Annotated in this window: 21 protein-coding genes; 13 read left to right on the top strand and 8 right to left on the bottom strand. The window is 33.3% G+C overall.

Annotated elements, in window-relative coordinates; all coding sequences use genetic code 11:
* The first annotated feature begins 22 nt into the window (after positions 1-22).
* On the top strand, positions 23-397 hold the full coding sequence (locus H6578_02455; GenBank protein MCB9226021.1) for a hypothetical protein: 375 nt from the start codon (positions 23-25) through the stop codon (positions 395-397).
* On the opposite strand, the gene H6578_02450 is transcribed toward H6578_02455, so the two are convergent.
* Together H6578_02450 and rho are read right to left on the bottom strand one after the other, a co-directional pair.
* On the bottom strand, positions 394-1,128 hold the full coding sequence (locus tag H6578_02450) for a Bax inhibitor-1/YccA family protein (protein ID MCB9226020.1): 735 nt from the start codon (positions 1,126-1,128) through the stop codon (positions 394-396). The two genes, H6578_02455 and H6578_02450, sit on opposite strands and share 4 nt — an antisense overlap.
* Entirely contained in the window at positions 1,128-2,729 is a 1,602-nt protein-coding gene (rho, locus tag H6578_02445) for a transcription termination factor Rho (protein MCB9226019.1), read from the bottom strand. The genes H6578_02450 and rho overlap by 1 nt, the downstream gene beginning before the upstream one ends.
* 226 nt (positions 2,730-2,955) lie before the next feature.
* Here rho and serS point away from each other — a divergent pair, with 226 nt between their 5' ends.
* Entirely contained in the window at positions 2,956-4,233 is a 1,278-nt protein-coding gene (gene serS / locus H6578_02440) for a serine--tRNA ligase (GenBank protein ID MCB9226018.1), read from the top strand.
* Positions 4,234-4,243: 10 nt separating this feature from the next.
* Positions 4,244-5,083, top strand: coding sequence for a mechanosensitive ion channel (locus tag H6578_02435; protein MCB9226017.1), 840 nt, complete (start codon positions 4,244-4,246; stop codon positions 5,081-5,083).
* Between the two features lie 4 nt (positions 5,084-5,087).
* On the opposite strand, the gene H6578_02430 is transcribed toward H6578_02435, so the two are convergent.
* A complete protein-coding gene (locus tag H6578_02430) occupies positions 5,088-6,353 on the bottom strand; it encodes a sterol desaturase family protein (GenBank protein ID MCB9226016.1) in 1,266 nt (421 codons plus the stop codon).
* A gap of 140 nt (positions 6,354-6,493) precedes the next feature.
* Here H6578_02430 and H6578_02425 point away from each other — a divergent pair, with 140 nt between their 5' ends.
* The 5 genes from H6578_02425 (at position 6,494) to H6578_02405 (ending at position 12,109) form a co-directional block, all read left to right on the top strand.
* Positions 6,494-6,718 (top strand): hypothetical protein, encoded by a 225-nt coding sequence (locus H6578_02425; protein MCB9226015.1) that lies wholly within the window; start codon positions 6,494-6,496, stop codon positions 6,716-6,718.
* 118 nt (positions 6,719-6,836) lie between these two features.
* Positions 6,837-7,898: an endonuclease/exonuclease/phosphatase family protein gene (locus H6578_02420; protein MCB9226014.1), complete on the top strand. Its 1,062-nt coding sequence runs from the start codon at positions 6,837-6,839 to the stop codon at positions 7,896-7,898.
* Between the two features lie 6 nt (positions 7,899-7,904).
* Positions 7,905-8,825, top strand: coding sequence for an amidinotransferase (locus tag H6578_02415; GenBank protein MCB9226013.1), 921 nt, complete (start codon positions 7,905-7,907; stop codon positions 8,823-8,825).
* Between the two features lie 559 nt (positions 8,826-9,384).
* Complete coding sequence (locus tag H6578_02410) at positions 9,385-11,781, top strand: TonB-dependent receptor (GenBank protein MCB9226012.1); 2,397 nt, start codon at positions 9,385-9,387, stop codon at positions 11,779-11,781.
* Between the two features lie 34 nt (positions 11,782-11,815).
* Positions 11,816-12,109 carry a hypothetical protein gene (locus H6578_02405; GenBank protein ID MCB9226011.1) on the top strand — a complete coding sequence of 98 codons (294 nt, stop codon included), beginning with the start codon at positions 11,816-11,818 and terminating at the stop codon, positions 12,107-12,109.
* A gap of 219 nt (positions 12,110-12,328) precedes the next feature.
* Here the strand turns inward: H6578_02405 and H6578_02400 are convergent, their stop codons facing one another.
* The gene (locus tag H6578_02400) at positions 12,329-12,565 is read right to left on the bottom strand and encodes a 4a-hydroxytetrahydrobiopterin dehydratase (protein ID MCB9226010.1); all 237 of its coding nucleotides are present in this window, start codon (positions 12,563-12,565) and stop codon (positions 12,329-12,331) included.
* Positions 12,566-12,707: 142 nt separating this feature from the next.
* Here H6578_02400 and pckA point away from each other — a divergent pair, with 142 nt between their 5' ends.
* Positions 12,708-14,309, top strand: a complete 1,602-nt coding sequence (gene pckA / locus H6578_02395) for a phosphoenolpyruvate carboxykinase (ATP) (protein MCB9226009.1) — start codon at positions 12,708-12,710, stop codon at positions 14,307-14,309.
* A gap of 57 nt (positions 14,310-14,366) precedes the next feature.
* Here pckA and H6578_02390 read toward each other — a convergent pair whose 3' ends face one another.
* From H6578_02390 to H6578_02375, 4 genes are read right to left on the bottom strand one after another with little or no spacing between them, the layout of a single operon-like run.
* Positions 14,367-14,825 (bottom strand): D-tyrosyl-tRNA(Tyr) deacylase, encoded by a 459-nt coding sequence (locus tag H6578_02390; GenBank protein ID MCB9226008.1) that lies wholly within the window; start codon positions 14,823-14,825, stop codon positions 14,367-14,369.
* Between the two features lie 2 nt (positions 14,826-14,827).
* Entirely contained in the window at positions 14,828-15,340 is a 513-nt protein-coding gene (locus H6578_02385; GenBank protein MCB9226007.1) for a hypothetical protein, read from the bottom strand.
* Positions 15,341-18,592: a M1 family metallopeptidase gene (locus H6578_02380; GenBank protein MCB9226006.1), complete on the bottom strand. Its 3,252-nt coding sequence runs from the start codon at positions 18,590-18,592 to the stop codon at positions 15,341-15,343.
* A 43-nt stretch (positions 18,593-18,635) separates the two neighbouring features.
* Complete coding sequence (locus H6578_02375) at positions 18,636-18,797, bottom strand: hypothetical protein (GenBank protein MCB9226005.1); 162 nt, start codon at positions 18,795-18,797, stop codon at positions 18,636-18,638.
* A gap of 349 nt (positions 18,798-19,146) precedes the next feature.
* Between H6578_02375 and H6578_02370 the strand changes: the two genes are divergently transcribed.
* The 4 genes from H6578_02370 (at position 19,147) to nadB (ending at position 25,669) form a co-directional block, all read left to right on the top strand.
* Positions 19,147-21,294 carry a T9SS type A sorting domain-containing protein gene (locus H6578_02370; GenBank protein MCB9226004.1) on the top strand — a complete coding sequence of 716 codons (2,148 nt, stop codon included), beginning with the start codon at positions 19,147-19,149 and terminating at the stop codon, positions 21,292-21,294.
* Positions 21,295-21,317: 23 nt separating this feature from the next.
* Positions 21,318-22,556, top strand: a complete 1,239-nt coding sequence (gene lysA / locus H6578_02365) for a diaminopimelate decarboxylase (GenBank protein MCB9226003.1) — start codon at positions 21,318-21,320, stop codon at positions 22,554-22,556.
* A 635-nt stretch (positions 22,557-23,191) separates the two neighbouring features.
* Entirely contained in the window at positions 23,192-24,115 is a 924-nt protein-coding gene (gene nadA / locus H6578_02360; protein MCB9226002.1) for a quinolinate synthase NadA, read from the top strand.
* 3 nt (positions 24,116-24,118) lie between these two features.
* Complete coding sequence (gene nadB, locus H6578_02355) at positions 24,119-25,669, top strand: L-aspartate oxidase (GenBank protein MCB9226001.1); 1,551 nt, start codon at positions 24,119-24,121, stop codon at positions 25,667-25,669.
* Position 25,670 lies beyond the last annotated feature (1 nt).

The following is a 25,670-nucleotide window of genomic DNA, read 5'->3' as shown; positions in this document are numbered from 1 at the left end:
TTGAAGTATAAAGTACCAAACTATGCAAGCTAAAAAAAGAATAGTAAAAGACTACGATAAACTACCGGAAGATGTAGTAAATCAACTTAAATTAGAGTATCCAAAGGGTTTTGTTAAACACCTTATAAAATATACAAATGCTCAAGGTCAGCAGGTGTCTGCATTGCCTTTTGAAACAGAAGATATGTACTACTTAGTAAGAATGTCTATAGCAGAAGCCAAGCAAATAATTTTAGACGATGACGACTATGACGAAGACGGTATATTAAGAGATGATTTTGCTGATGATGTAGAAGGCTCAAACTTGCCCGATTTTGAAGATGACGATAACAGCACAGATGATGGCAACTATGACGACATTCCTGATGAAAGTGGAGAAGATGAAGATGAGGATTAATTCCTAACTTTTCTTAGCAATCTCAACAAAGATAAATACTGCCAAATAACCGATACCAACAAGCCAAAAGCGGCATACCATTCCATATTTATATCAAACTTGTAGTTTCTACATTTTTCAAAAAAGCTAAAATCTAATAGCAAATGAAAAGATGCAGTAACGGCTACAAAAACACTAAAAATAATACCTATTATTCCATTGCCATGTATATAAGGAATGGGTGGCAAATTAAACAAGTATAGCATAAATGAAATAAAATAAATGGTGAAAATTGCCGTAGTAGAAGCCATAACTATGGCTCTCAGCTTTTTACTTACCGTTATTATTCTAAACTTATAAAGCAATAGCATAATAAAAAACACCAGCAAAGTTAATACTACTGCTTGTGCCACTATACCGTTAAATCGCATTTCGTAGTTGGAAGAAATAGCTCCTAAAAACACGCCTTTAAACAAAGCATAAACAAAAGATAAAACTCCGGCTAAGTGTCTTTTGTAGCGTATTATTATAGCGGTTAGTAATGCTAACAATCCACTTATAGTAAACCAATATTTTGGAAAACGAAAGTGTATAGTTTCGCCATAATACCATGTAAATGAAGCTATTAGTGTAGTAAAAACTATAAGAATGATTGATTTATTAATAGCTCCGGAAATAGAAAAAGTCTTTTTACGGTATGCCGGAGCTGTGTAAAAAGACTTTGTATTTAATATAGGATTGGCGTTAAACATTAGCCATTCATAGCACTTAAAAATTCTGCATTAGAATCTGTGCCACGCATATTTTTTAGTATAAAATTCATGCTTTCTTCCGCAGTCATATCGCCTATGTAGTTTCTAAGTACTAACATACGCTGGTAAACCTCCGGTTCTAAAAGTAAATCTTCTCTTCGTGTGCTTGAAGCCACTAAATCAATAGCCGGATAAATTCGTTTATTAGATAATCTTCTATCCAATTGTAGCTCCATATTACCTGTTCCTTTAAACTCTTCAAAAATTACTTCATCCATTTTAGAGCCGGTATCTACTAAAGCAGTAGCTAAAATAGTAAGTGAGCCACCGTTTTCTATTTTTCGGGCAGCACCAAAGAATTTTTTAGGTTTATGCAAAGCGTTAGCTTCTACCCCACCACTCAGCACTTTGCCCGAAGCAGGAGCAACAGTATTATAAGCTCTTGCCAGTCTTGTTATAGAATCTAACAAAATAACTACATCATGTCCACTTTCTACCAAACGCTTTGCTTTTTTTAAGGCAATATTTGATACTTTAACGTGTTTATCGGCTGTTTCATCAAATGTAGATGCCAATACTTCGGCATTTACACTTCTTTCCATATCTGTTACTTCCTCAGGTCTTTCATCTATAAGTAAAATCATTAAATATACTTCCGGATGATTTTTAGCTATAGCATTTGCCACATCTTTAAGTATGGTAGTTTTCCCCGTTTTAGGTTGTGCCACTATCATACCTCTTTGTCCTTTTCCTATTGGTGTAAAAAGGTCTATAATTCGCGTTGAATAATTTTTTGGATCGTCTGTAGATAATCTGAATCTTTCGTTAGGAAACAAAGGCGTTAAATAATCAAACGGAACTCTATCTCTAACTTCTTCTGGCGTTTTGCCATTAATAGTATCTACTTTTAATAAAGCAAAATACTTTTCTTTATCTTTTGGCGGACGAAGCGAACCTTTGCAGCTATCGCCTGTTTTTAAACCAAATAATTTTATTTGCGAAGGAGAAACATACACATCATCTGGCGAAGAAAGATAGTTGTAATCTGAAGAACGCAAAAATCCGTAGCCTTCAGGCATAATTTCCAAAACGCCTTCTCCGGCTATTACGCCATCTAACTCTGCATTAAAAGCAGGTTTTGGTGGTTCTTCTTTCTTTTCCTGTGGTTTATTTTGATTATTGTTGTTCTGCTGTTTATTATCGTTATTCCCGTTGTTATTATTTTTGGGGTGCTGATTGTTGTTATTATTTCTGTCTTGAGGTTTTTGTGCTTCTTTTTTCTCCGTTTTTTCTTTTTCTTCGGTAGGTTTCGGTTGCTCGTTAGGCTTATTTTTATTTACAACCTTTCGGGTTCTTTTTCTTTTTTCTTTCTTTTCTGGGTTTGAATCCTTTTCTTTTTCCGTATCCTCAAATAATGTGGGAGCTGGTTCGTCTGTAGTTTTTATTTCTTTTACTGCCGAAGGATTAGCTGCTTGAATATCTAAAATGGCAAGAACTAAATCTTGTTTTTTTAATTTTTTGGCGTTTTTTACCTTTAGTTTTTCTCCCAAGTCTTTCAATTCGGGCACAAGCATAGCATTTAGCTGGTTAAAGTCATACATAAATTTCTATTTTGAAGTATTTTTTTCTTAGTAAAAAGAGTGAATTGTTTTTTTGTTTTGAAGTGCAAGACCTTGCACATAGCTCCTTAAAGCCGTTGCAATGTTACGCAAAGTTTTTGTTTCTACAAATAAAAATTTAAAAAAAAGTGGAATTTTGCAATGTTATGCGGTTTTTATGTGTTGCTACATCTTTTTTCTAACTATTTTTGTGGCAAAATAATGAATAATGCTCGATATTAATTTTGTAAGAGAAAATTTTGAAACCGCCAAAGAAGGTTTATTAAAAAGAAATATAGAAAATGCCGATGAAGTACTTAATAATTTAGTTTCTGTAGATGATAAAAGAAAAAGTACGCAAACTGAATTAGACGAAATATTAGCTCAATTAAATAATCTTTCTAAAGAAATAGGAGAACTTTTTAAAAGTGGTAAGCACGCAGAAGGAAATGCCCTGCGAGAAAAAACCACAGAGCTTAAAGAAAAAGCAAAAGAGCTACAAGAAGAACAAAATAACATATTAGCAGAACTGGAAGAGGCTTTACTGCAAGTGCCAAACGTACCTCATAAAAATGTACCTAAAGGGAAAACACCGGAAGATAATGAAGTAGTACGCACTTGGGGCGATTTTCCTACATTGGCAGAAGACAATGAACTGCCACACTGGGAGTTGGCTACCAAGTATAATATTTTTGATTTAGAACTTGGTGTAAAACTAACGGGAGCCGGTTTCCCTGTTTTTACGGGTAAAGGAGCTAAACTACAAAGGGGAATGATTAATTTCTTTTTGGCTAAAGCCGAAGAAGCCGGCTATACGGAAATAGTGCCACCTTTAATGGTTAATGCCGATAGTGCAAAAGCCACAGGACAGCTTCCTGACAAAGAGGGACAGATGTACGAAATGAAGTTAGAGCAATATTATATGATTCCTACGGCAGAAGTGCCTATAACTAATATTTATAGAGATGAAATAGTAGAAGAAAATCAACTGCCTATAAAATTAACGGGATATACACCGTGTTTTAGAAGAGAAGCGGGTTCTTATGGTGCTCACGTTCGGGGCTTAAACCGTTTGCATCAGTTTGATAAAGTAGAGCTTGTACAAATAGTTCATCCCGAAAAGAGTTATGCCGTTTTAGAAGAAATGGTTGCTCACGTAGAAAGTTTAGTGCAAGCTTTAGAATTGCCGTATAGAGTATTGCGTTTATGTGGTGGCGATATGGGCTTTACCTCAGCATTAACTTATGATATAGAAGTTTATAGTGCCGCACAAAAAAGGTGGCTTGAAGTAAGTAGTATTTCAAATTTTGAAACTTACCAAAGCAATAGATTAAAACTTCGCTATAAAAATAATGACGGTAAGCGAGCATTGGTACACACACTAAATGGAAGTGCCTTGGCTTTGCCACGTATTATGGCTGCCATGTTAGAAAACAACCAAACAAAAGATGGTATAAACATACCAAAAGCATTGCGAGAATATGTAGGTTTTGATGTTTTGAAGTAAAAAACAAAAAATGAACTTTAGAATCTTATATAGAATATTAGCTTTTATAGCAACGGTAGCTCTATTAGTTTTCTTTCCTTGGGGAACTATAGAAGCTAATTGGCTATATCGGGTTGTTTACTATTCTGTATGGTTTATAGCTTTTTCTGCATTTTCTGAGTTGTTTAAACACATTTTCTTTCATTATTATAGACGTAAAAAAGGCTTAAAAAATAATCAGACAAATAATGTAATTGAAGCCATTAACAACCTGCATTACATCATTTTGTTTTTTGCTACAATTATAACCATCTTAAGTTTTTTCAACTTAAAGTTTATCAATTTTGTTACCTCTTTAAGTATCGTAGCGGCAGCTATTGCCGTAGTTTCTAAAGATTATTTAGCCAATATTATTAGCGGTTTAATTACTGTTTTTTCTAAAGAAATTGAAATTGATGACAACATTCAAATAAGAGAACATAGAGGCAAAGTAAAGGAAATAAACTTATCTAACGTAGTGCTTTTAAACGATGATGATGATGTAGTTTATATTCCCAATAACATTATTTACTCCACAGATTTTATTAATTATTCTAAGCGAAAAATAAGAAAAACAAGCATAGATTTTGTGTTGAATACCAAATTTTTAAAATCGGCAGATGAATTAGAAGCGGTATTGTACGAAACCTTAAAAGACAACATACAAAACATAATAGAAAAATCAATTAATCTTAGAATTGAAGAAATACAGAACGACCATATTGCTTTTAAGTATCAGTTTACACTTAAACAACCTAATAGAGAAATAGAAAAAGCTATACGCAAAAACGTAAAACGCCAAGTTTTAAACTTAATGGCAAATCAGGAGTAAATTGCTAAACAATGGTTTCTACCTTAGCCGTTTTATCTACTAAATAATATGCAGAAAGTAAAATACAAACGCCATAATATACTGCAATGGCAATTAATAAACTGCTAACCCAACTTTCAAGTATTAAATTCTGTGTGAAATAATAAATACCTACTATACCAATTATTGATTTTATAATTTCTAAAACAGCACCGTGTTTTTTGCCATCCATAATAGTAGTGTAGCTATATACTTCTAAAAAAATAAATGCCCCCACCAAAAGAGCCTGATAAAAAGGAATAAGGCTTATATGATTAAAAAGCACTAATGCAATAATAACCGTAACTGTAGTTTGTATAAGACTCCACGCCTGCACCCACACTTTAATAAAAGGCTGATATTTAACTTGGGTAAAAGGGTCTTTAATATAATCAATAGGGTTTGTCGCTTCTCTATCGGCAGGACGCCAGCCGGTGGGCATAAACCAAATTTTAAATTTATCTTTCCAACTTCTGGTTAAAATAAAATCTTTCCAAACCAAAAAGGCGTGCTGAAAATTAATAATTATAGGATTCCATGTATTTACCTGCCTTTTTACGCCATAAACACACGGTTCGTTTTCTAATTCCTCTTGAAAAGTACCAAATATTCTATCCCAAAAAATAAAAATTTGAGAAAAGTTTTTGTCTAAATAAATATCATTAATAGCATGGTGTACTCTGTGGTGCGAAGGAGTAACGATAACATACTCCAGCACTTTCCCCATTTTATTTATATGGCGGGTATGATACCAAAACTGAGCAAACAGATGAATAGGAGCTACAATAGCAAAAACCTCTGACGGAATACCTAAAAACGCCAGCGGAAAAACAAAGAAAATTCCAAAGGAAAAAATTTCTGAAATAGATTGGCGTAAAGCACAAGGCAAGTTAAACTCTTCACTACTGTGATGTATAATATGTCTGTTCCAAAAATAATTTACTTTATGTTCAAAACGGTGTATCCAATATCCCGAAAAATCTTTGGCAATAAAAACAACAGGAAACATCCACCACTTAACTTCCAGATTAAAAATAGCAAAATTTCTTTCTATCCAATCATAAGAAACTATGGCTACTATTAAGCCTAAAACACTTTTAGTAATATTAGTAATGCCACTGCTTAAACTGGATACCGTATCGGGCAAATTTAAAGTTTGATTATGTGTAAAATAACCATACAAAAACTCAATGGCTATAAGAATTAAAAAAAGCGGTATGCCAATATTTAAAGCTTGGGCTAAACTTTCCATTTCAAAGTAAAAATTATGCGTTTGAAGTTACGGAAAAATATCCTTTTCAAGAAAAGTTTATGCTAATATTGGAATTTATAAAATAATTTTTTGAGAAAATTGTCTATTTATACTAACTTTGCCTAAAATTAAGAAAAACTATGGCAAAAGTATTAGGTGCAATGTTAGCTCTTGTAGGCACATTAGCTTGTTTAGGAAACTTATTTTTGTATTTAAACTCATCTGCACATTTACCATATAATCCGGCAGATTCTGTAAAAGGTTTATTAGATGTGGGATTAGCAGCACAAACTGTATTTTGGGCATTTATTATGGTAGCCGGTATTTTGTTGTTAAGATTTAGTACCGAACCAGACGTTAAATAGTATTGAATATCAACCCTCTATTATAAAGTTAAAAAGATAACATTTACGTGTTATCTTTTTTTATTTCTATTTTAGAAAGAATATTAGATATTTGTAAGTAAATAAAACCAAAAGCACCATGAAATACCTAAAGTTTTTATTGATACCTATTTTGGCTTACGGACTTTATGTGGCTGCCGTATTAGCTTATGGAACTATCAATGATTTTAAGCCACAGGAAGTAACTAAGCTCAGCACCGAAAACAATAGAACAGAAAGTGTGGCAGACAGTGCCCACTTAAGTTTTATGATATGGAATATTGGCTACAGTGGCTTGGGCGATAAAAGCGATTTCTTTTTGGATGGAGGTAAAATGGTAAGACCGAGTAAAGCTATTCATCAAGAATATTTTAATGGCATTAAAAAAACCATAGCAGAACATAGCAATACCGATTTTATTTTGCTGCAAGAAGTAGATGTAAATTCAAAGAGAAGCTACGAAACCAATGAATACCAAGGAATAGCAGATGAATTGGCAGATAATTACAGCAATGCTATAGCCTTAAACTTTAATGTGAAATATGTACCAAAACCATTAGTTAGCTTTTCGCCAATAGGGAAAGTAAAAAGTGGTGTAGCTACATACAGCAAATATAAAGTAACTGAAACTACCCGTTTCCAGTTTCCGGGTAGCTATGATTGGCCTGTTAGGGTTTTTCATTTAGATAGATGTATGTTAGAAAGTAGAATTCCTGTGGCAAACGGGAAAGAACTGATAGTCATAAACTCCCATAATTCGGCTTACGATGGAGGCAAGTTAAAGCCTTTAGAAATGGAGTATTTAAGAAATCATTTGTTGGCAGAATACGAAAAAGGAAACTACGTAATAGTAGGAGCCGATTGGAATCAATGCCCGCCAAATTTTAATTACGCTACTTTTGCCGCAGGCAGTGCCGATGACTATTACCAAGATAATATAGCAGAAGATTTTATGCCCGAAGGTTGGCTTTGGGCTTATGATACCACAACTCCTACTAACCGAAAATTAGCCACTCCGTATATAAAAGGAGAAACTTTTACTACGCTTATTGATTTTTACTTAGTTTCTCCTAATGTAAAAATAGAAGAAGTAAAAGGTGTAAATATAGATTTTAAATATTCTGACCATCAACCTGTTTTATTAAACGTACAATTGCAATAAAAAATGATACAATGTGCTTCTAATATTTTAATGGTAAGACCCGCTTCTTTCCAGTATAACGAAGAAACAGCCAAAACAAACGATTACCAAAACAAACCTGCTTTAAGCAAAGCTGAAACCATAGCAAAAGCTCAAGAAGAGTTTGATAAAATGGTAGATATTTTAGAGGAAAACAACATAAATGTTTGGGTAGTAGAAGATGATGAAACACCGGAAAAACCAGACGCTATTTTCCCTAATAACTGGATAAGCATGCACCAAAATGGAGATATTTATTTGTATCCCATGCTCACCAAAAATAGAAGAGTAGAACGCGACCCGGAAATTATTGAGTTTATTAAAGAAAATTTTGCCGTAAATAGTGTAAATGATTGGTCGCACTATGAAAATGAAGGATTAATATTAGAAGGAACAGGCAGTATGATTTTTGACCATCTACACAGCAAAGTTTATGCTTGTATTTCACCAAGAACTAATGAAAAACTGCTTAAAAAATTTGCCAAAGAAATAGAATACGATTTAATACAGTTTCATGCCTACAAAACTAATGGCGAAGAGCAATATCACACTAATGTAGTAATGTGTATAGGCTATGAATTTGCCGTAATTTGCTTAGATTCCATAACCAACAAAGCCGAAAGAACAGAAGTTAAAGCATCTTTAGAAGAAGACGGTTTAGAAATAATAGAAATAACAAGAGAGCAATTAGAGCAACATTTTGCAGGCAATATGCTACAAGTTTATAATGATGATAAACAATTGTTTTTAATTATGAGCCAGCGTGCTTATGACTCGCTGACAGAAAAGCAACTTAGCCAAATAGAAGCTCATACAGAAATAATAACCGTGCCTATTAATTTTATAGAAGAAGTAGGTGGCGGTAGTGCCAGGTGTATGATGGCAGAAATTTTCTTGCCGGAGTTGTAACCTACTCTGTTACATAAATATTATCATATTGTTTTTTTAATATAATATTTTTATAACTATCTGTAAAGATACCTATGAAGTATTTTACATTAACTTTTCTTCTAAAGAAAAGTTACAAAACTTGCCTCTACCTCTACGGTAGACAGGTGACGGCAGTCAGGGAATCGCACTAAGTTTTCAGCGACCCATTAAAATCTCACAGGTGTTCGGAACATCAATTTAATAATTGTTTCCGTAAAAGGAATTTGGGATTCCATATAAATTTTTCCGTTTCACTACAAAATTTTATGGAATGACGCCCCTAATGTGATGATTTTTTTGAACTTTTAGTTCAAAAAAATCATCACTCCGTTCTTCAAACAGTTTAATTTTTTACGGAGTTTTCGGTTAATGGGTGCCCCACTTGCAAACTTAAGGTGCACTTTTAACTGACCTTAATCAAAAATACGTTAAGAAATGATGTAATAACAGATATTTATAATTTTTTTATTATAATTAAACAGGTGTTTTTATTTAAAAAAACTTTTGTAGTTTTGATTTAACCAATCCAACATACTGAATGAAATTATTTTACTTTTTTTTATTCTCTACACTTTCTATGCTTTCTTTTGCTCAAAGTAACCAAACTATAAAAGGAAGAGTGCTTGACGGAGTAACCCAACAACCACTCCTCAGTGCTACAGTTTTTATTAAAAATGGAGAAGATATTATTTCAAGCACCACAGATTTTGACGGATATTATAAGCTAAAAAATGTGCCTGTAGGCAGAGTGAATGTGCAGTGTAGTTATTTAGGATACGAACCCTATTCATCTGGTTTACTTACACTTACCTCCGGTAAAGAGCTAACTTTAGATATACAAATGCAAGAAATGGTTAACCAAACTGAAGAAGTGGTAGTAACGGCAAAAAAACAAGGATTACCAAAAAATGAAAGCTTACAAATAAGCACCAAATCTTTTAGTATAAAAGAAACTAATAGGTTTGCCGGAAGCATAAACGACCCCGGCAGGGTGGCACTAAACTCGCCCGGAGTAATGAGCAACCAAGACAACAATAATGATGTGATGATAAGAGGCAACTCAGCCGTAGGCGTACTTTGGCGATTAGAAGGCATAGATGTTCCTAACGTAAACCACTTTTCTCGTCCGGGTTCTTCGGGTGGTGGTATTACGGCACTTTCGCCTCATTTAATGGGGGGTTCCGATTTTTCTACCGGGGCTTTTTCCGCAGAATACGGAAATGCCTTAGCCGGAGTTTTTGATATTTCTTACCGAAAAGGAAATAATGAACGCCACGAGTTTTCTTTTAAAGCGGGCATGATAGGTTTAGAGTTTGGTGCAGAAGGACCTTTTAAAAAAGAATCTAAAGCATCTTACTTGTTTAATTATAGATATTCTACCTTAGGTTTGCTTAATAAAATAGGCTTAAACGTAGTGGGAGAAAACACAGAAAATGTTTTTCAAGATGTAGCTTTTAACATTAATGTACCTACTAAAAAGAAAGCTTATATTAATATTTTTGGCTTGGGAGGCTTGAGTTCAGAAATTACTTATGCCAAAAAAGATTCTACAAAATGGGAAGGCTATTCCGATAAACTTCAAATAGATTTTGTAACTAATTTGGGAATTGTTGGCGTATCGTGGACGCAACTTATCAATAAAAAATCTTACGTTAAAACGGTTGTAGCCGGCTCTTTTAATGATATAACTGACAGTTACGATACACTGAGCAACAATATTCAATTTCACAATTTTAAATACAGAGCCTACCGAGATTCAAGAATAGGACTAAACTCTACCTACAATTTAAGAATAAAAGCAGGACTAAACTTAAAAGCAGGATTAGAAGCTCATCAAATTTTTTATAAGTTTAAAGAAACAGAACTAAATAATTTAACCAACCAAACAGACTTATTAATACAAGGAAAAGGAACTACTACGTTGCTACAGCCTTTTGTGCAAATGCAATACAGACCTACGCCCACCACCACCATCGTAGGTGGCGTGCATGGTTTATATTTAGCCTTAAACAATTCTGTTTTTGCAGAACCCCGAATTTCTATTCAGCAAAAAATAAGTAAACGCCACACCCTAACTTTTGCCTATGGCTTGCACAGTCAGCATTTACCTTTGGGCTCTTATTTTACAGAGAGCAAAACTATACCCAATACATTTCCTAATAGAAATTTAAAACTTATTAAAAACAATCATTTTGTACTGGGCTACGAAGTGCTACCTATTAATAATTTAAAAATAAAAGTAGAACCCTACTTCCAATATCTTTTTCATTTGCCTATTACGCCACAAACAGGCACTACCTATATGATGCTAAATGATAGAGATGGTTTTGCTTTAGATTCATTAGTAAGCAAAGGTGTGGGTATGAACTATGGCGTAGATATAAATATAGAAAAATACTACAGTAAAAATTGGTTTTTAAATTTTAATGCTACCGTTTTTAAATCTTCTTACCGAACTATTGACAAAAAATGGTATTCTACAGCTTACGATAATCGTTTTGGATTAGCTTTAATGGGTGGCAAAGAATTTCAGTTTAAGAAAAATAATTCTTTAGAATTAGGTATGCGTTTGCAATACTCCGGTGGGTTTAATTATACCCCAATAGACGAAAATGCCTCAAAAATAGCAGATGAAGAAGTGGAAATAGATTCCTTAGCTTTTACACAGCGATACAAAAATTATTTTAGACCCGATTTTAGAATTGCTTATAAGAAAAACCAACGAAATTTTTCTTGGACACTCTCTTTAGATTTAGCCAATTTTGTAAATTATAAAAACATATTACGAGAGTTTTATAACAAAGATACAGGCAAAATAGACTACAAATATCAAATGGGAATATTGCCAATATTAGCTTTTAATATAGATTTTTTTGGCAAGAAACTTGTTGACAAAGAGCAAGACGCAAAGAAAAGAAAAGAAAAAAAGAAATAGCTTCTTATATTTGTGCTTTAAACTAAATACTAAAATGAAAAAATTAATTGTAATATTCAGCTTAAGTTTGTTAATGTTCTCTTGTGGCAAAGATGTACAAGAAGTTGAAATATCTATACCGTGTACCGATGTTATATACCTAAAAGCTGGCGATGAGAATTTTAGAGTTTGCAATGTAAAAGATTTAGACGGTGTGGCTGACGGCACAAAAATTCAAATAGTTTATAAAGAAATAGACGAATGCAAAGGAGAATCTATAGGCGTTTGCGATTCTACCGTTCTTTTACCTGAGTTTAAATCGTGGGTTAAAGTGCAGTATCAGATATAAGATACAAGACTTAAGACATAAGATGTAAGAGGAAGGATAATATTTTTTACCTCTAAATCTTTGTTAAAAAGCTATCGGTTATAGATACCTAATATATCTTACCAAGCGTCATTCCTGCGGACTTGTTTGCCGATAAGGCAGAGGCAGGAATCCCGAAGTCAAAAAAGGGTTTGAGATTTACTGTTTTTTTCTGATTACTGACATCTGACTACTGAAAATCTACTCAATTAACAACTTATCAATAGCTTTAGCTAAATTTCTATCCTTTTCGGTTATGGTATTTCTTGCATCGTGGGTAGTTAATTTTATGGTTACTTTGTTATAAACATTACTCCACCATGGATGGTGGTTATGTATTTCTGCCAGCAGAGCCACACGAGTCATAAAAGCAAAAGCTTCTGAAAAATCATTAAACTCAAAATTCTTTACCAGCTCATTTTCTACTTGTTTCCACATAATAATAAATTAAATAAAGTCTAAAAAATTATGAAAACAAAGTTAACATTAATTATGCTCAAAAGTGCAGAACTAAATTAGCACAATAAGTTAATGCAATAAAATATTATTAACTTTGCGTGCCTAAAGCAAACATACTATTATGACTGTGCAAGGAAACAAACCAAACAACACAACATTAGAAACCATAGGTTTAAACACTTCAAAAACCGAATTTTGGAATTTATCTCCCGAAAAATTAGCTGCCTTAACCGATGAACTGGGGCAAGGAAAATTTGCCGATAATGGAGCAATAGCAGTAAATACGGGAGAATTTACAGGACGATCGCCTCAAGATAGATTTATAGTAAAAGACAGTTTAACAGAAAATTCTGTTGACTGGAATAAAATAAATTTGCCTTTTGACTCGGCTAAATTTGATAAACTATACAACAGAGTTGTAGCCTACTTAAATGATAAAGACATATTTGTAAGAGATGCCTACGCTTGTGCCGATAAAAACTACAAACTTAATATACGAGTAGTAACAGAAACACCTTGGAGCAATATGTTTGCTTACAATATGTTTTTAAGACCCACAGAAAGCGAATTAGCCAATTTTACACCTGAGTGGACTATAATTAATGCTCCGGGGTTTATGGCTAATGCAACGGAAGACGGCACCAGACAGCACAACTTTGCTATCCTTAATTTTACAAGAAAAGTAGTATTAATAGGTGGCACAGGATATACCGGAGAAATTAAAAAAGGTATTTTTTCAGTATTAAATTTCTTATTGCCTCATACTAAAAATGTACTGAGTATGCACTGCTCTTGCAATATTGGAAAAGATGGCGACACCGCTTTGTTTTTCGGATTGAGCGGAACAGGAAAAACCACATTAAGTGCCGACCCAAACAGAGCTTTAGTAGGCGATGATGAGCACGGCTGGTCTGACACGGGCGTTTTTAATTTTGAAGGTGGTTGCTATGCAAAAGTTATTGACCTAAACAAAGATACTGAGCCGGATATTTATAATGCCATAAGAGAAGGTGCTATACTTGAAAATGTAGGCTTTAAAAATAACGGCAACGAACCAGATTATACCGATTCAAGCATAACTTTAAACACAAGAGTTTCTTATCCTATTTACCATATAAACAATAGAGCAGAACCTTCTGTGGGTGGTATTCCTCAAAATGTTTTCTTTTTAACCTACGATGCTTTTGGTGTACTGCCTCCAATAAGTAAACTGACTAATGAGCAAGCTATGTACCATTTTATGAGTGGTTTTACCTCTAAAGTAGCAGGTACTGAGGTAGGTATTACTGAGCCAAAAACAACTTTCTCGGCTTGTTTTGGTGCTGCATTTATTCCTTTGCACGCATCTAAATACGCTGAAATGCTAGGAGAAAAATTAACTACTTCCGGTGCTCATGCATGGCTGGTAAATACCGGCTTAAGCGGTGGAAGCTATGGTGTGGGCAAGCGTATGAGCTTAAAAGTAACCAGAGCTTTAATTAATGCCGCCTTAGATGGCAGTTTAGCTAATGCCGAGTTTAAAAAACACCCAATTTTTGGTGTTTTAGTACCTAATAATATTGAAGGCGTGCCAAACAATATACTTAACCCAAGTGATACTTGGGCAGATAAAGAAGCATACAATGCTACGGCTAAAAAATTGGCAAATGCTTTTCAAGAAAACTTTAAACAGTTTGAAGCAGAAACCGCTAAAGAAATTGTGGATGCAGCACCTGTTGCATAAAAAATATAAAGAACAAAGCAAAAAAAAGGAAGCCAAATTGGCTTCCTTTTTTTGTTGCTACAAAACTTCTTTTAGTTTGCTATCCATTATTATAGTTACAGGGCCGTCATTATTGAGTTGCACGTCCATCATAGCTCCAAAAATACCTGTAGCTATGGGTTTCTGAAGGAGATTTTCTAATTCTAAAATTGTTTTTTGATAAAGTGGAATGGCTATATCAGGTTTTGCTGCTTTTATAAAACTCGGTCTATTTCCTTTTTTTGTTAATGCGTGCAAAGTAAATTGGCTTACCAATAGAATATCTCCATTTACATCTTTAATGCTTAAATTCATTTTGCCTTCATCATCATTAAAAATACGCATATTGACAATTTTGTTGCACATCCACACTATATCTTCTTGATTATTAGCATCTTCAAAACCAACTAAAACTAATAAGCCTTTTTCTATTTTGCCTACTATTTGTTTATTTACCGCTACAGATGCTTTACTTACTTTTTGTATAACTACTCTCATTCCTATTCTCTTAAATAATATTCTTTACTGGTATAAAAGGATTGCTTTTTAAGTACATAATAACCAAGAAACCCTTTTCCTATTTCAATTTCTACATATTCTTTATCTTCTGTATTAATTGAAGTTAAATACAATCTGTCGCATACTTCAACTATTCTTTTTTTAGGGCTTATAAGAGATTCTAAACTACGATAACCGTATTGACCTCCAACATAAATATTTTCATAGTAAACGGTTTTGGCTGTATAAAAATTTAACGTTATTATAAAAACTAATGATACAGGAACAAGATAAGCATACAATAATAAATTTATATGGCTAACATGAAACCAATGATATTTTTTTGCTAATAGATAATAAACTATGGAGATAAATGAAGCTACAAACAACAATAATTTAAAAAATTCAGAGAATGTAATACAAGTCTTCAGCAATATATATATGAAGAAAAATAAAGCAACAAATATTGAAATAGGGATAAAATAATCTAAAGATTTGGAAATAAATTGTTTCACTTAAAATGCTCTGTTAATACCTATTTGCCATCTAAATTTTACATTATTTTCGCCAGGAGGAGCGTGGCTTATATAAAATGGCACATCAAATCTTATAGTAAAAGGCTTAACATCATATAAATTAAGCCACCTTTTTATAGTAAAACTAATACCTGCTCCCGCATCGGCTCTAAAATTGCTCCACTTTTGGTTGTTGCCTGTTGTAGTATATCTTATTGTGCCCGCATCGGCAAATAAATAGGTATCTATATCAAAGTATTTTTTAAGCTTAGGAAGTTTTTTCCATTTTATTATTCTATCAAAATCTAATTCAATATTCATAGCCGCACCACTATTTCCTCTGTATGCATTATTTACTGTTCCTGTATTATCTGTTTCATACACTAAGTAGCCACTATAACCCCTCATGTTTAAGCCTCCACCATAATGGAAATGATTTACCACAGCACCATAGCTTCCTACCCACTGCTTAGGATAAAAACCTGCGGCACGCACGTATTTGTTTTCTACCATTTCTTCTCCGTTAGCTCCTGCAAAATACAATGCAGATTCCGGTGGTGGATTTTTAGTACCCATACGTACAAATAATCTTGATTTTAAATCCATACGCCAAAATGAGTATTTGTCTTTAAATTCAAAAGTGGCATACTGGTAGTTCATAACTGGCGATGCCGAAGTGCGAGCTGTAAGAGCCACTGTGCCACTATAATCGTCATGTTTTGTTCTGAAATCGTAGCTTAAGCCTCCTTCTACACTTCCATTGCACTGCCCGTTTGACCATTCGTTGGCATACAATAAATAATCTACATCATTGCTTTCCGGGCGTATCATTCGCTTATAATTTATGTACGATTTTATGCCATTATTAAACTGCTTATCTATCTGTATTTTGCCTAAAACTAAGCCGTCTAAATAACGAGCTTGTATAGATAAATCTGTATTTTTTAATTTCCTGTCTAATGCTGTTTTGTATTCAAAATTGAAGCTAATTCTATCATTGGTATAAAATTTATGTCCTGCTAAACTCGGCACATTGCCCTGTAGCAATCGCGTATTGTACCATGCTGTAAATGAAAATATATGTTTGCGGTTCATATAATTTCCGTTTAAATGCCAGCCTAATTTTAAGCCGTCAAAACCATTCCACCAAATATCCGGACGGTAATAAATAATATACTTTTTCCACTCCGGAAAATTCCACACATGACTGTCAAAACGCCATTCTACCTTTCCTTTTTTGCTATTGTTTAAAATATTGGCATCTGCCAGTCGGTAGCTTGGGTCTATAATTACATTTTTTATTTTTACTTTTTTGTCTTTATATGCTTGGGGCAGGGTAACTTTTGCTGTATATTTTGGGTAAACTTTATCCCACCCCGTCCATTTTGGCAAAGTATCGGCATGGGTTTCTTTTTGAAAATAGGTGTTTGGAATGTAATAATCAAAAGTTCTATTGTTATTATCTACCACTCTAAAATCTATAGGCATTTGCATTCTGCCTTTGCGTTTAAAGTTTATTTCGTAAGTATTTTCTTCATTTTTTACGGCTTTTACTTTTCCAACTTTATAGTCAATAACTTTTGTGGTTTCTAACCATTGGTCAAAAAACCAGTTTAAATCGGTGTGCGTGTATTCTATTATGCTTTGTCTAAAATCTTCTGGATAAGGATGACAAAAACTCCACTTTTTAAAGTAATATTGCAGGGCTTCTTTAAACAAATCATCGCCTAAAGTGTATTGCAAATTATAGAGCATGGCAGCAGTTTTGTAATACACATGCCCATAGCCTCCACCGTGCCTAATGGCTCCATTAAAACCATCGCTGTGGGTATTTAAAGGAGCATCGTTTTCCATAGCGGCATCTCTTATATAGCCATAGTAAACTTCATCATCTCTTACCGTTCTTGGTTTTTTATATTTAGCTATATATTTTTTGGTAGATTTATTTTCTACTATATATTTTCCGTCTATTCTTTCTTCTGCCCACGCTGTTAAAAATTGGGTAAAACCTTCGTCCATAAATGCTCGGTAGGTTTCATTATTATTTACCATGCCGTAAAACCAATTGTGCCCCACTTCATGAGCCAATAATCCTCTGTAGCCGGGGTCGCTACCGCCATCTAAAGTAAGCATAGGATATTCCATGCCGTCACGGGCATCTGCCACTATCATTTTATGATAGCCATACATTCCTATATCTTCTGAGTAAACTTGCAGCACTTTGGCTGTATATTCTGCCGCATTTTGCCAACCAGAAGCGTGAGATTCTTGAGCAAAAGAGTAAGCGGTAATAGTATCATTTGTACCTTCAAGTATATAATGTGCTTCTCCTATTCTATAGTGTGGGCTTGCCGTAAAAGCAAAATCATGAATATTTTCAGCATAAAAATGCCATTCTTTTCTTTCTCCTTTTTTGTATGGTATTATAACCGATGGTGTAGCATTCCACGGTTTATTTTTAAAGTTTTTAATGTCTATTTTTTCTCGTAGTTCTTTTGGTAAAACTTCATTTTCATTTTGTAGTTTTCCTGTGGCGGCTACTATGTAATTGCTGGCAAAATTTAAAGTAACATCATAAGTACCAAAATCACCATAAAATTCTCTTCCCAAATGCTGGTCGGTAGTCCAACCAAATTTTTTGTCATAAACGGCAATACGTGGATACCAATGGCAACCATTATACTGTTTTTGCCCAAAGGTTTCAAAAAATTTCATTCTCCTTCTTACGCTACCATTATCGTAGTAGGTTTTAAAATTAATGTCAAATTTTACGCTACTTTGAGGTAAAATAGGCTCGTTTAAATGAACTATTAAAATGGTATTATCTAAAGTAGTTTTTACTGTAGCTCCATCTATTTTAATATCGTCAATGGTAGTTCCTAAGCCTGCCGATTCGTATTTTCCATATTTGGCTATTTGTCCATTATTGTGGTATAAATTATCGTAATAACTGCCCGGCTGAAAAGCATTTTGATACAAATGAAAATAAACTTCAAAAAGAGTATCAGGCGAATTATTCCAGTAAACCAACTGCTCATTGCCTATAATTATATCAGTTTCTTCATTTATGGTAGCGTGTATTTTGTAGTAAACGTCTTGCTGCCAATAATCTGTATAAGGCTTTTTATTCCGCCAATAATATGGATTTTCTGTGCTTTGAAAAGTATTGGGTGGAGCTATGGGATTGTATTGTGCTAAACTTACAAAGTAAGCTAATAAAAACAAGCAAGTGTTTAATACGATTTTTTTCATAGCACGAAAATACTCAATTTAGCTGTATGAAAAAGGTTTGCTTTTATTCAGCGTTTAATTTTAAACTATTTTTTCTCAAATATTCCTTGATTTGTTCAGCAGTTTTTCCAAACAAATCTTCGGATATTTTGTCCTTGATTTTTCGGAAAGTTTTAACGGTGTCAAAATCTTTCTCTTTTTCTTTATTTTTTTCTTTAGTCTTCATATTCTAAAATTTCTCTTGGTGACCTAATTTCTAATGATATATAATTCATTCTCAAATTTTCCTGTGGTCGGCATCCCTGCCTATTTCCACTCTCTTTTATTAAATGCACAATCCAAATGTAAGGAATATTTTTTATGTTTTTGTAAACAAATTGTCAGAAGGTAGCTTCTGATAGCACATTAAAGGTGGAGCTTGCCTCACTCCGTTCGCAAAGACGAACCTATACGAGTACGTCTTTGCGAGTGAGGCACGAACGAAGCAATCTCTATAGTAATAGTTCGGAACTAATGTTAAAACATTTTTTTGATAAATTTAGTTTTTTGCTATCTTTACTCCTATCAATTAAATAATGAAAAAAATCTACTTTTCAATATTTCTATTTTTTGCTTTACTAAATTATTCAAAAGCACAAAATTGTCAATCGCAAAGGTATATAAGCGAGATTTTTAGCAATACACAAAGCCATACGGGTATAAAATTTGGCGAAGCCGACCCTTACGGATTAATTAACAACCAAGATTTATATTTAGATATAGTAGAACCTGCCGGAGATTCATTACAAAAACGCCCATTAATTATCCATGCTTTTGGCGGTGGTTTTTTAATAGGCTGGCGTACAGAACCCGTTATTCCTCAAATGTCAGAATCTTATGCTAAAAGAGGATTTGTGTTTGCCACTATAGATTATCGCTTAGGTTTTAATGTAGCTGACGGGCAAAGTGCCGAAAGAGCCGTTTACAGAGGAGCTCAAGATATGGCGGCAGCACTTCGTTTTTTAGTAGATAGTGCCGATGTTTATGGCATAGACACCTCTGCTATATTTTTAACGGGTACAAGTGCTGGTTGCTTTTCTGCATTAATTAATGGCTTTATGGAAGAATCCGACAGAGCCAATATTAACTCTACCTACGGCATCTTTTTAGAACCTGATGATTTGGGTTGCTTGCAATGCGGTGGAAACAATAATTTTAACAATCAAAGAGCTAATGTGCATGGCATAATAAACAACTGGGGTGCCATTTTAGATACAAGTTATATCAGTCCGGCTACTACGCCTACAGATTATGTTCCCACTATTTCCTTCCACGGTACTAACGATTTAATTGTTCCTTATGACGAAGGTCCTCCATTTCAGTTGCCTATCTTCCCTAATGTACAAGGCAGCTTACTCATACATCAACGTTTAGATAATGTAGGCATTAAAAATAGATTATATCCACTTCAAGGCTTAGGGCACGAACCTGAACTACTGGAATTTCAAGAATGGGTAACAGATACTATTTTAAAAGTAGGAAGCGAATTTTTATACGAAATAATGTATGGCGATACTAACGTAATAACAGGAGATAATACCGTTTGTATAAACACTACACACACCTATAGCCTGCCTACCGATACATCAAGCTTTTACTGCTGGGAAGTAGTAGGTGGCACTATTATAAACGAGAACTATAATGAAATAACTATAGAATGGAACACCGTAGGAAACCACATACTTAAAGGTACGCAATTAAATAGAAGATACATAAGTAAAGAAGCTACTTTGCTTATAGATGTACAAGAGCCTCCTACCCCATTAATTAGTTTTACAAGCAATGATGGTTTGTTCAATTTTTATTCATCTACGGTTGCTAATTCTTATACTTGGACTATAGAAAACAACAGCTATAATGGAACTCCTGTTCAATATCAATTTTTAGATACCAACTACCACCAAATAAGCTTAACAGTAGAAAACGATTATTGCTCCAACACAAAAGACACCACTTTTCTATCTACTTTATGTCCCAATGCTGATTTTTATTTTGAACAAAATGACAGCATACTTACTTTAGTAAATAATTCTGAATTTAGTAATTCAGCATATTGGATAAGCTACGATGCCAGTGTTTATACCGATAGTGTATTAAATTTATTAATAAATGCCGAAGGCAACTATAGTTTTACGCTTATAGCTCAAAATAGTTTTTGTAGCGATACCCAAACTTTAAGCTATCCTTTTGAATTTTGTAGCCATGCTAATTTTGATTTTCAAGCCAATAATTTGGTAGGCAATTTTACAAACCAATCCTTTAATGCCTATTTTTATAATTGGGATTTTGGCGATGGAGGCACTTCTGGCATAGAAAATCCACAGCACACCTACAGCCAGCCGGGTAGCTACATTGTTACTTTAATTACCAGTTCTGTTTCGGGCTGTTTTGATACCATACAGCAAGCCATTAATGTAGATATAGAAAATGCTATACATAATTCCTATTTGCAAGAAATTAGTATATACCCAAATCCTACCAATAATAATATTTATATAAATGGTCTTTACGAAAAAGAAAATTATACCTTTTCAATATTTGACATAAATGGAAAAGAGCTAACAAAAAATAAACTAATAGCAAGCCATACTATCTCTGTAAAAAATTTAAGTAAAGGAATTTGCCTATTAAAAATAACAGATACTAAAGGAAATTCTATTAAAAAACAAGTGCTTATAAAGTAATTTGATATTACCTTTGCACGCTTATGACACAGATAGAAGTTAAAAACAACGAAAGTTATTTTGGTGGAATAAAAATTACCGATTTAGCCGAAAAATACGGCACACCACTTTATATTTATGATGCCAATGTTATTGTTAATCAATACAATAAGCTAAAAAAAGCTTTTAATAAAAACACTAAGATAAAATATGCCGCAAAAGCTCTAAGTAATATTAATGTACTTAAACTTTTAAAAAAAGCAGGAGCAGGATTAGATACCGTTTCTTACCAAGAAGTGCTTTTAGGATTAAAAGCCGGTTTTAAACCGGAAGAAATTATATACACGCCCAACTGTGTTTCTTTAGCCGAAGTTAAAATGGCTGTAGAAAAAGGTGTTATCATTAACATAGATAATATTCCTTTGCTTGAACAGTTTGGGCATGAATATGGCAATACTATTCCTGTGTGCATAAGAATAAACCCTCATATAATGGCAGGTGGGCATTACGAAATTAGTACAGGACATATTGACTCTAAATTTGGTATTTCTATACATCAGCTTCGTCATGTAATGAGAATAGTAGAACACACAAAACTAAAAGTAAGAGGACTGCACATGCACACGGGTAGCGATATTTTAGATGTTGATGTGTTTATACGTGGAGCAGAAATTTTATTTGATATTGCCCAAGATTTTCCCGATTTAGATTTTATAGATTTAGGAAGTGGTTTTAAAGTTTCTTATTGGCATGATGATATTACTACAGATGTAAATGAATTAGGTAAAAAAATAAACAAAAGATTTAATGAATTTTGTAAAAACTACGGCAAAGAATTAGATTTATTTTTTGAACCCGGAAAATATTTAGTTAGTGAATCCGGTATTTTTATAGCTAAAGTAAATGTAGTAAAACAAACCACCGCTACGGTATTTGTAGGTTTAGATACAGGAATGAATCATTTGCTTCGCCCTAAATTATACAATGCCCACCATGAAATTAGCAATGTAACCTACCCACAAGGTATAGAGCGTATATATTCTGTAGTGGGCTATATTTGCGAAAGCGACACAATGGCTCCCGACCGAAAAATAGCAGAAGTTAATGAAGGCGATATTATAGCTTTTCATAATGCCGGTGCTTACGGTATGAGTATGGCAAGCAATTACAACTCGCGTTTTAGACCCGCAGAAGTGCTTATTTATAATGGGCAAGACCATTTAATACGCAAACGCGAAGATATGGAGGACATAACAAGGAATATGATAGAAATAGAAATGTAGTTCAATATTAAAAATTGTTTTACACCAATTCTTTATACTTAAAGATAGTATTTTAGGACGTTTAAGTAATTTTAGTTACACTTTGTATTCCTTTTACCTTTGTCTTGACACAAAGGTAACCAAAGGTCAAGACTGTAATCAAAAACACTAAAATGCTATAAAACAAACGAGGACAAATTAATGTATGCTCAATTTCAGTCTTCCTAAAGTATTTTTATTTTTAGGAGCATACTAATTTGTCTGTTTACTGTTTTATAATTCCATTCATTTTTGATGTCTGTTTTACATCATTTCTTAACGTATTTTTGATTAAGGTCAGTTAAAAGTGCACCTTAAGTTTGCAAGTGGGGCACTCATTAAGCGAAAACTCCGTAAAAAATTAAACTGTTTGAAGAACGGAGAGATGATTTTTTTGAACTAAAAGTTCAAAAAAATCATCATATCGGGGGCGTCATCCTAAAATTTTGTAGTGAAACGGAAAAATTTATACGGAATCCCAAATTCCTTTTACAAAAACAATTAGTATTAAAGTCCTCTTTTTTTATACCTAAAAACAGGTTTATCAGTTTTATTTAAGATATTTGTGTCCGTTATTTGTTCTATTTATATACATCTATAAATAAATTATTCTAAAAATGGACATCAAAAAAGAAATCAAGCTTTTAAAAAAAGAAAAAAATGCTATCATATTAGCACATTATTATCAAGTACCTGAAATACAAGATATTGCCGATTATGTAGACGACAGTTTAGGACTTTCGCAAAAAGCAGCGGAAACGGATGCTGAAACCATTGTGTTTGCAGGAGTACATTTTATGGCTGAAACAGCTAAAATTTTAAATCCCAATAAAAAAGTATTATTGCCCGATTTAAACGCAGGTTGCTCTCTTGCCGATTCTTGTCCGCCAGATAAATTTGAGAAATTTACTAAAGAACACCCTGACCACCTTGTCATCACTTATGTTAATTGCTCAGCAGAAGTTAAAGCACTTAGCGATATTATTTGCACATCTTCCAATGCTTTAAAAATAGTACAATCTATTCCGGAAGACAAACCAATTATATTTGCTCCCGATAAAAATCTTGGAAAATATATAGAAAAACTAACAGGAAGAAAAATGCTTATTTGGGACGGAAGTTGTATGGTTCATGAAGCTTTTTCGTTAGAAAAACTACATAAACTTAAAGAAGAAAATCCCGAACATATTATTATTGCTCACCCGGAATCGGAAGAGCCTGTGCTTCAATTAGCAACCTATGTTGGTTCTACTGCCGGTATGATAAACTATGTAAAATCGCACCCTAATGAAAATTATATAGTAGCCACTGAAGCAGGTATTTTGCATAAAATGCAAAAAGAAGTTCCTAATTCTAAACTAATACCAGCTCCTTCATTTGAAAATAATACTTGTGCTTGCAGTGAGTGTAAATACATGAAAATGAATACAATGCAAAAGCTTTATGATTGCTTAAAATATGAAACACCACAAATTACCGTACCTAAAAAAGTAATAAAAAAAGCATTAGTACCTATTCAAAGAATGTTAGAATTTTCATAAAAAATGGAAACAAATTATTTAATAATAGGCTCTGGTATTGCAGGGCTAACGCTTTCTTTAAAACTGGCAGAAAAATTTCCTGAACGAACAATAACGGTAGTTACCAAAGCCAATGAAGATGAATCTAACACTAAATATGCTCAAGGTGGCATTGCTGTAGTAACCGATAAAACTAAAGATTCTTACAAAAAACATATAGAAGATACCTTAATTGCCGGAGATGATTTATGCGATAGAGATATTGTAGAAATGGTAGTTAAAGATGGTAATAAAAGATTAGATGAATTGCTAACTTGGGGTACTCATTTTGATAAAAATTATAATGGCGATTTCAACTTAGGAAAAGAAGGCGGTCATTCGGAAAACAGAATTTTACACCACAAGGATATAACCGGTTATGAAATTGAAAGAACATTACTAAAACAAGTACATCTATCTCCTAATATTTCTATACTGACACATCATTTTGCCGTAGATTTAATAAGTAGTAAAAATGCTAAAAAATCTTCTTGCTTTGGTGCATATATTTTAGACCAAAAAACGGGAAATATTATTACTGTTAAAGCAGACAATACCGTATTAGCTACGGGTGGAATAGGGCAAGTGTATGGACATACCACTAACCCAATAATAGCAACAGGAGATGGTATAGCCATGGCTTTTCGTATTAATGCCAAAATTTCTGATATGGAATTTGTACAATTTCACCCTACGGCATTTTACGATAAAAATAATAAAACGGCTTTCCTAATTTCAGAGGCAGTAAGAGGATTTGGAGCTTATTTAAGAAATAAAAATGGCGAAAGATTTATGCTTAACTATGATAAAAGAGCAGAATTAGCTTCAAGAGATATTGTTTCGCAAAGTATATACAACGAACTTAAAAATTCTGGAGATTCCTGTGTTTATATAGATTGCACTCATCTTAATATTAGTCAATTCAAATCTCATTTCCCTAACATTTACTCAAAATGCTTAAGCGAAAATATTGATATTGAAAAAGATTGGATTCCTGTGGTTCCTGTTGCTCATTATATATGCGGAGGAATAGATGTAAATAAATTTGGCGAAAGCTCTATTAAAAATTTATACGCCTGTGGTGAGTGTAGCAGAACAGGATTGCACGGGGCTAACAGATTAGCTTCCAATTCATTGTTAGAAGCTATTGTTTTTGCTCATAATATTTTTTTAAGTCTTAGCAATAAAAAAGAAAGTAATTCTGCCATTGAAATTATAAATTTAACGAACAACAATACTGAATTACTATCAAATGACATTGTAGATAATTACAAAGAAAAACTTCAATCTTTAATGAGAAATAAAGTAGGTATTATTAGAAACAATAAAGATTTACAAACTGCCGCTAAAGATGTAAATCAACTATCTGAAGAAGTTGAGCAACTATATAAGAAACATAAAACAACACTTCCACTTTGCGAATTAAGAAATATGATAAACGTTGCTTTTCTAATTATAAATCAATCAATTAAAAGAAAAGTAAACAAAGGTGGATTCTATAATTTAGACAATATTAAGGAGAAAAAACTCCACTAAA

The sequence above is a fragment of the Chitinophagales bacterium genome, from assembly GCA_020635995.1.
GTDB lineage: Bacteria > Bacteroidota > Bacteroidia > Chitinophagales > UBA8649 > JAFMKE01.
This window is presented reverse-complemented; position numbering and strand designations above follow the sequence as displayed.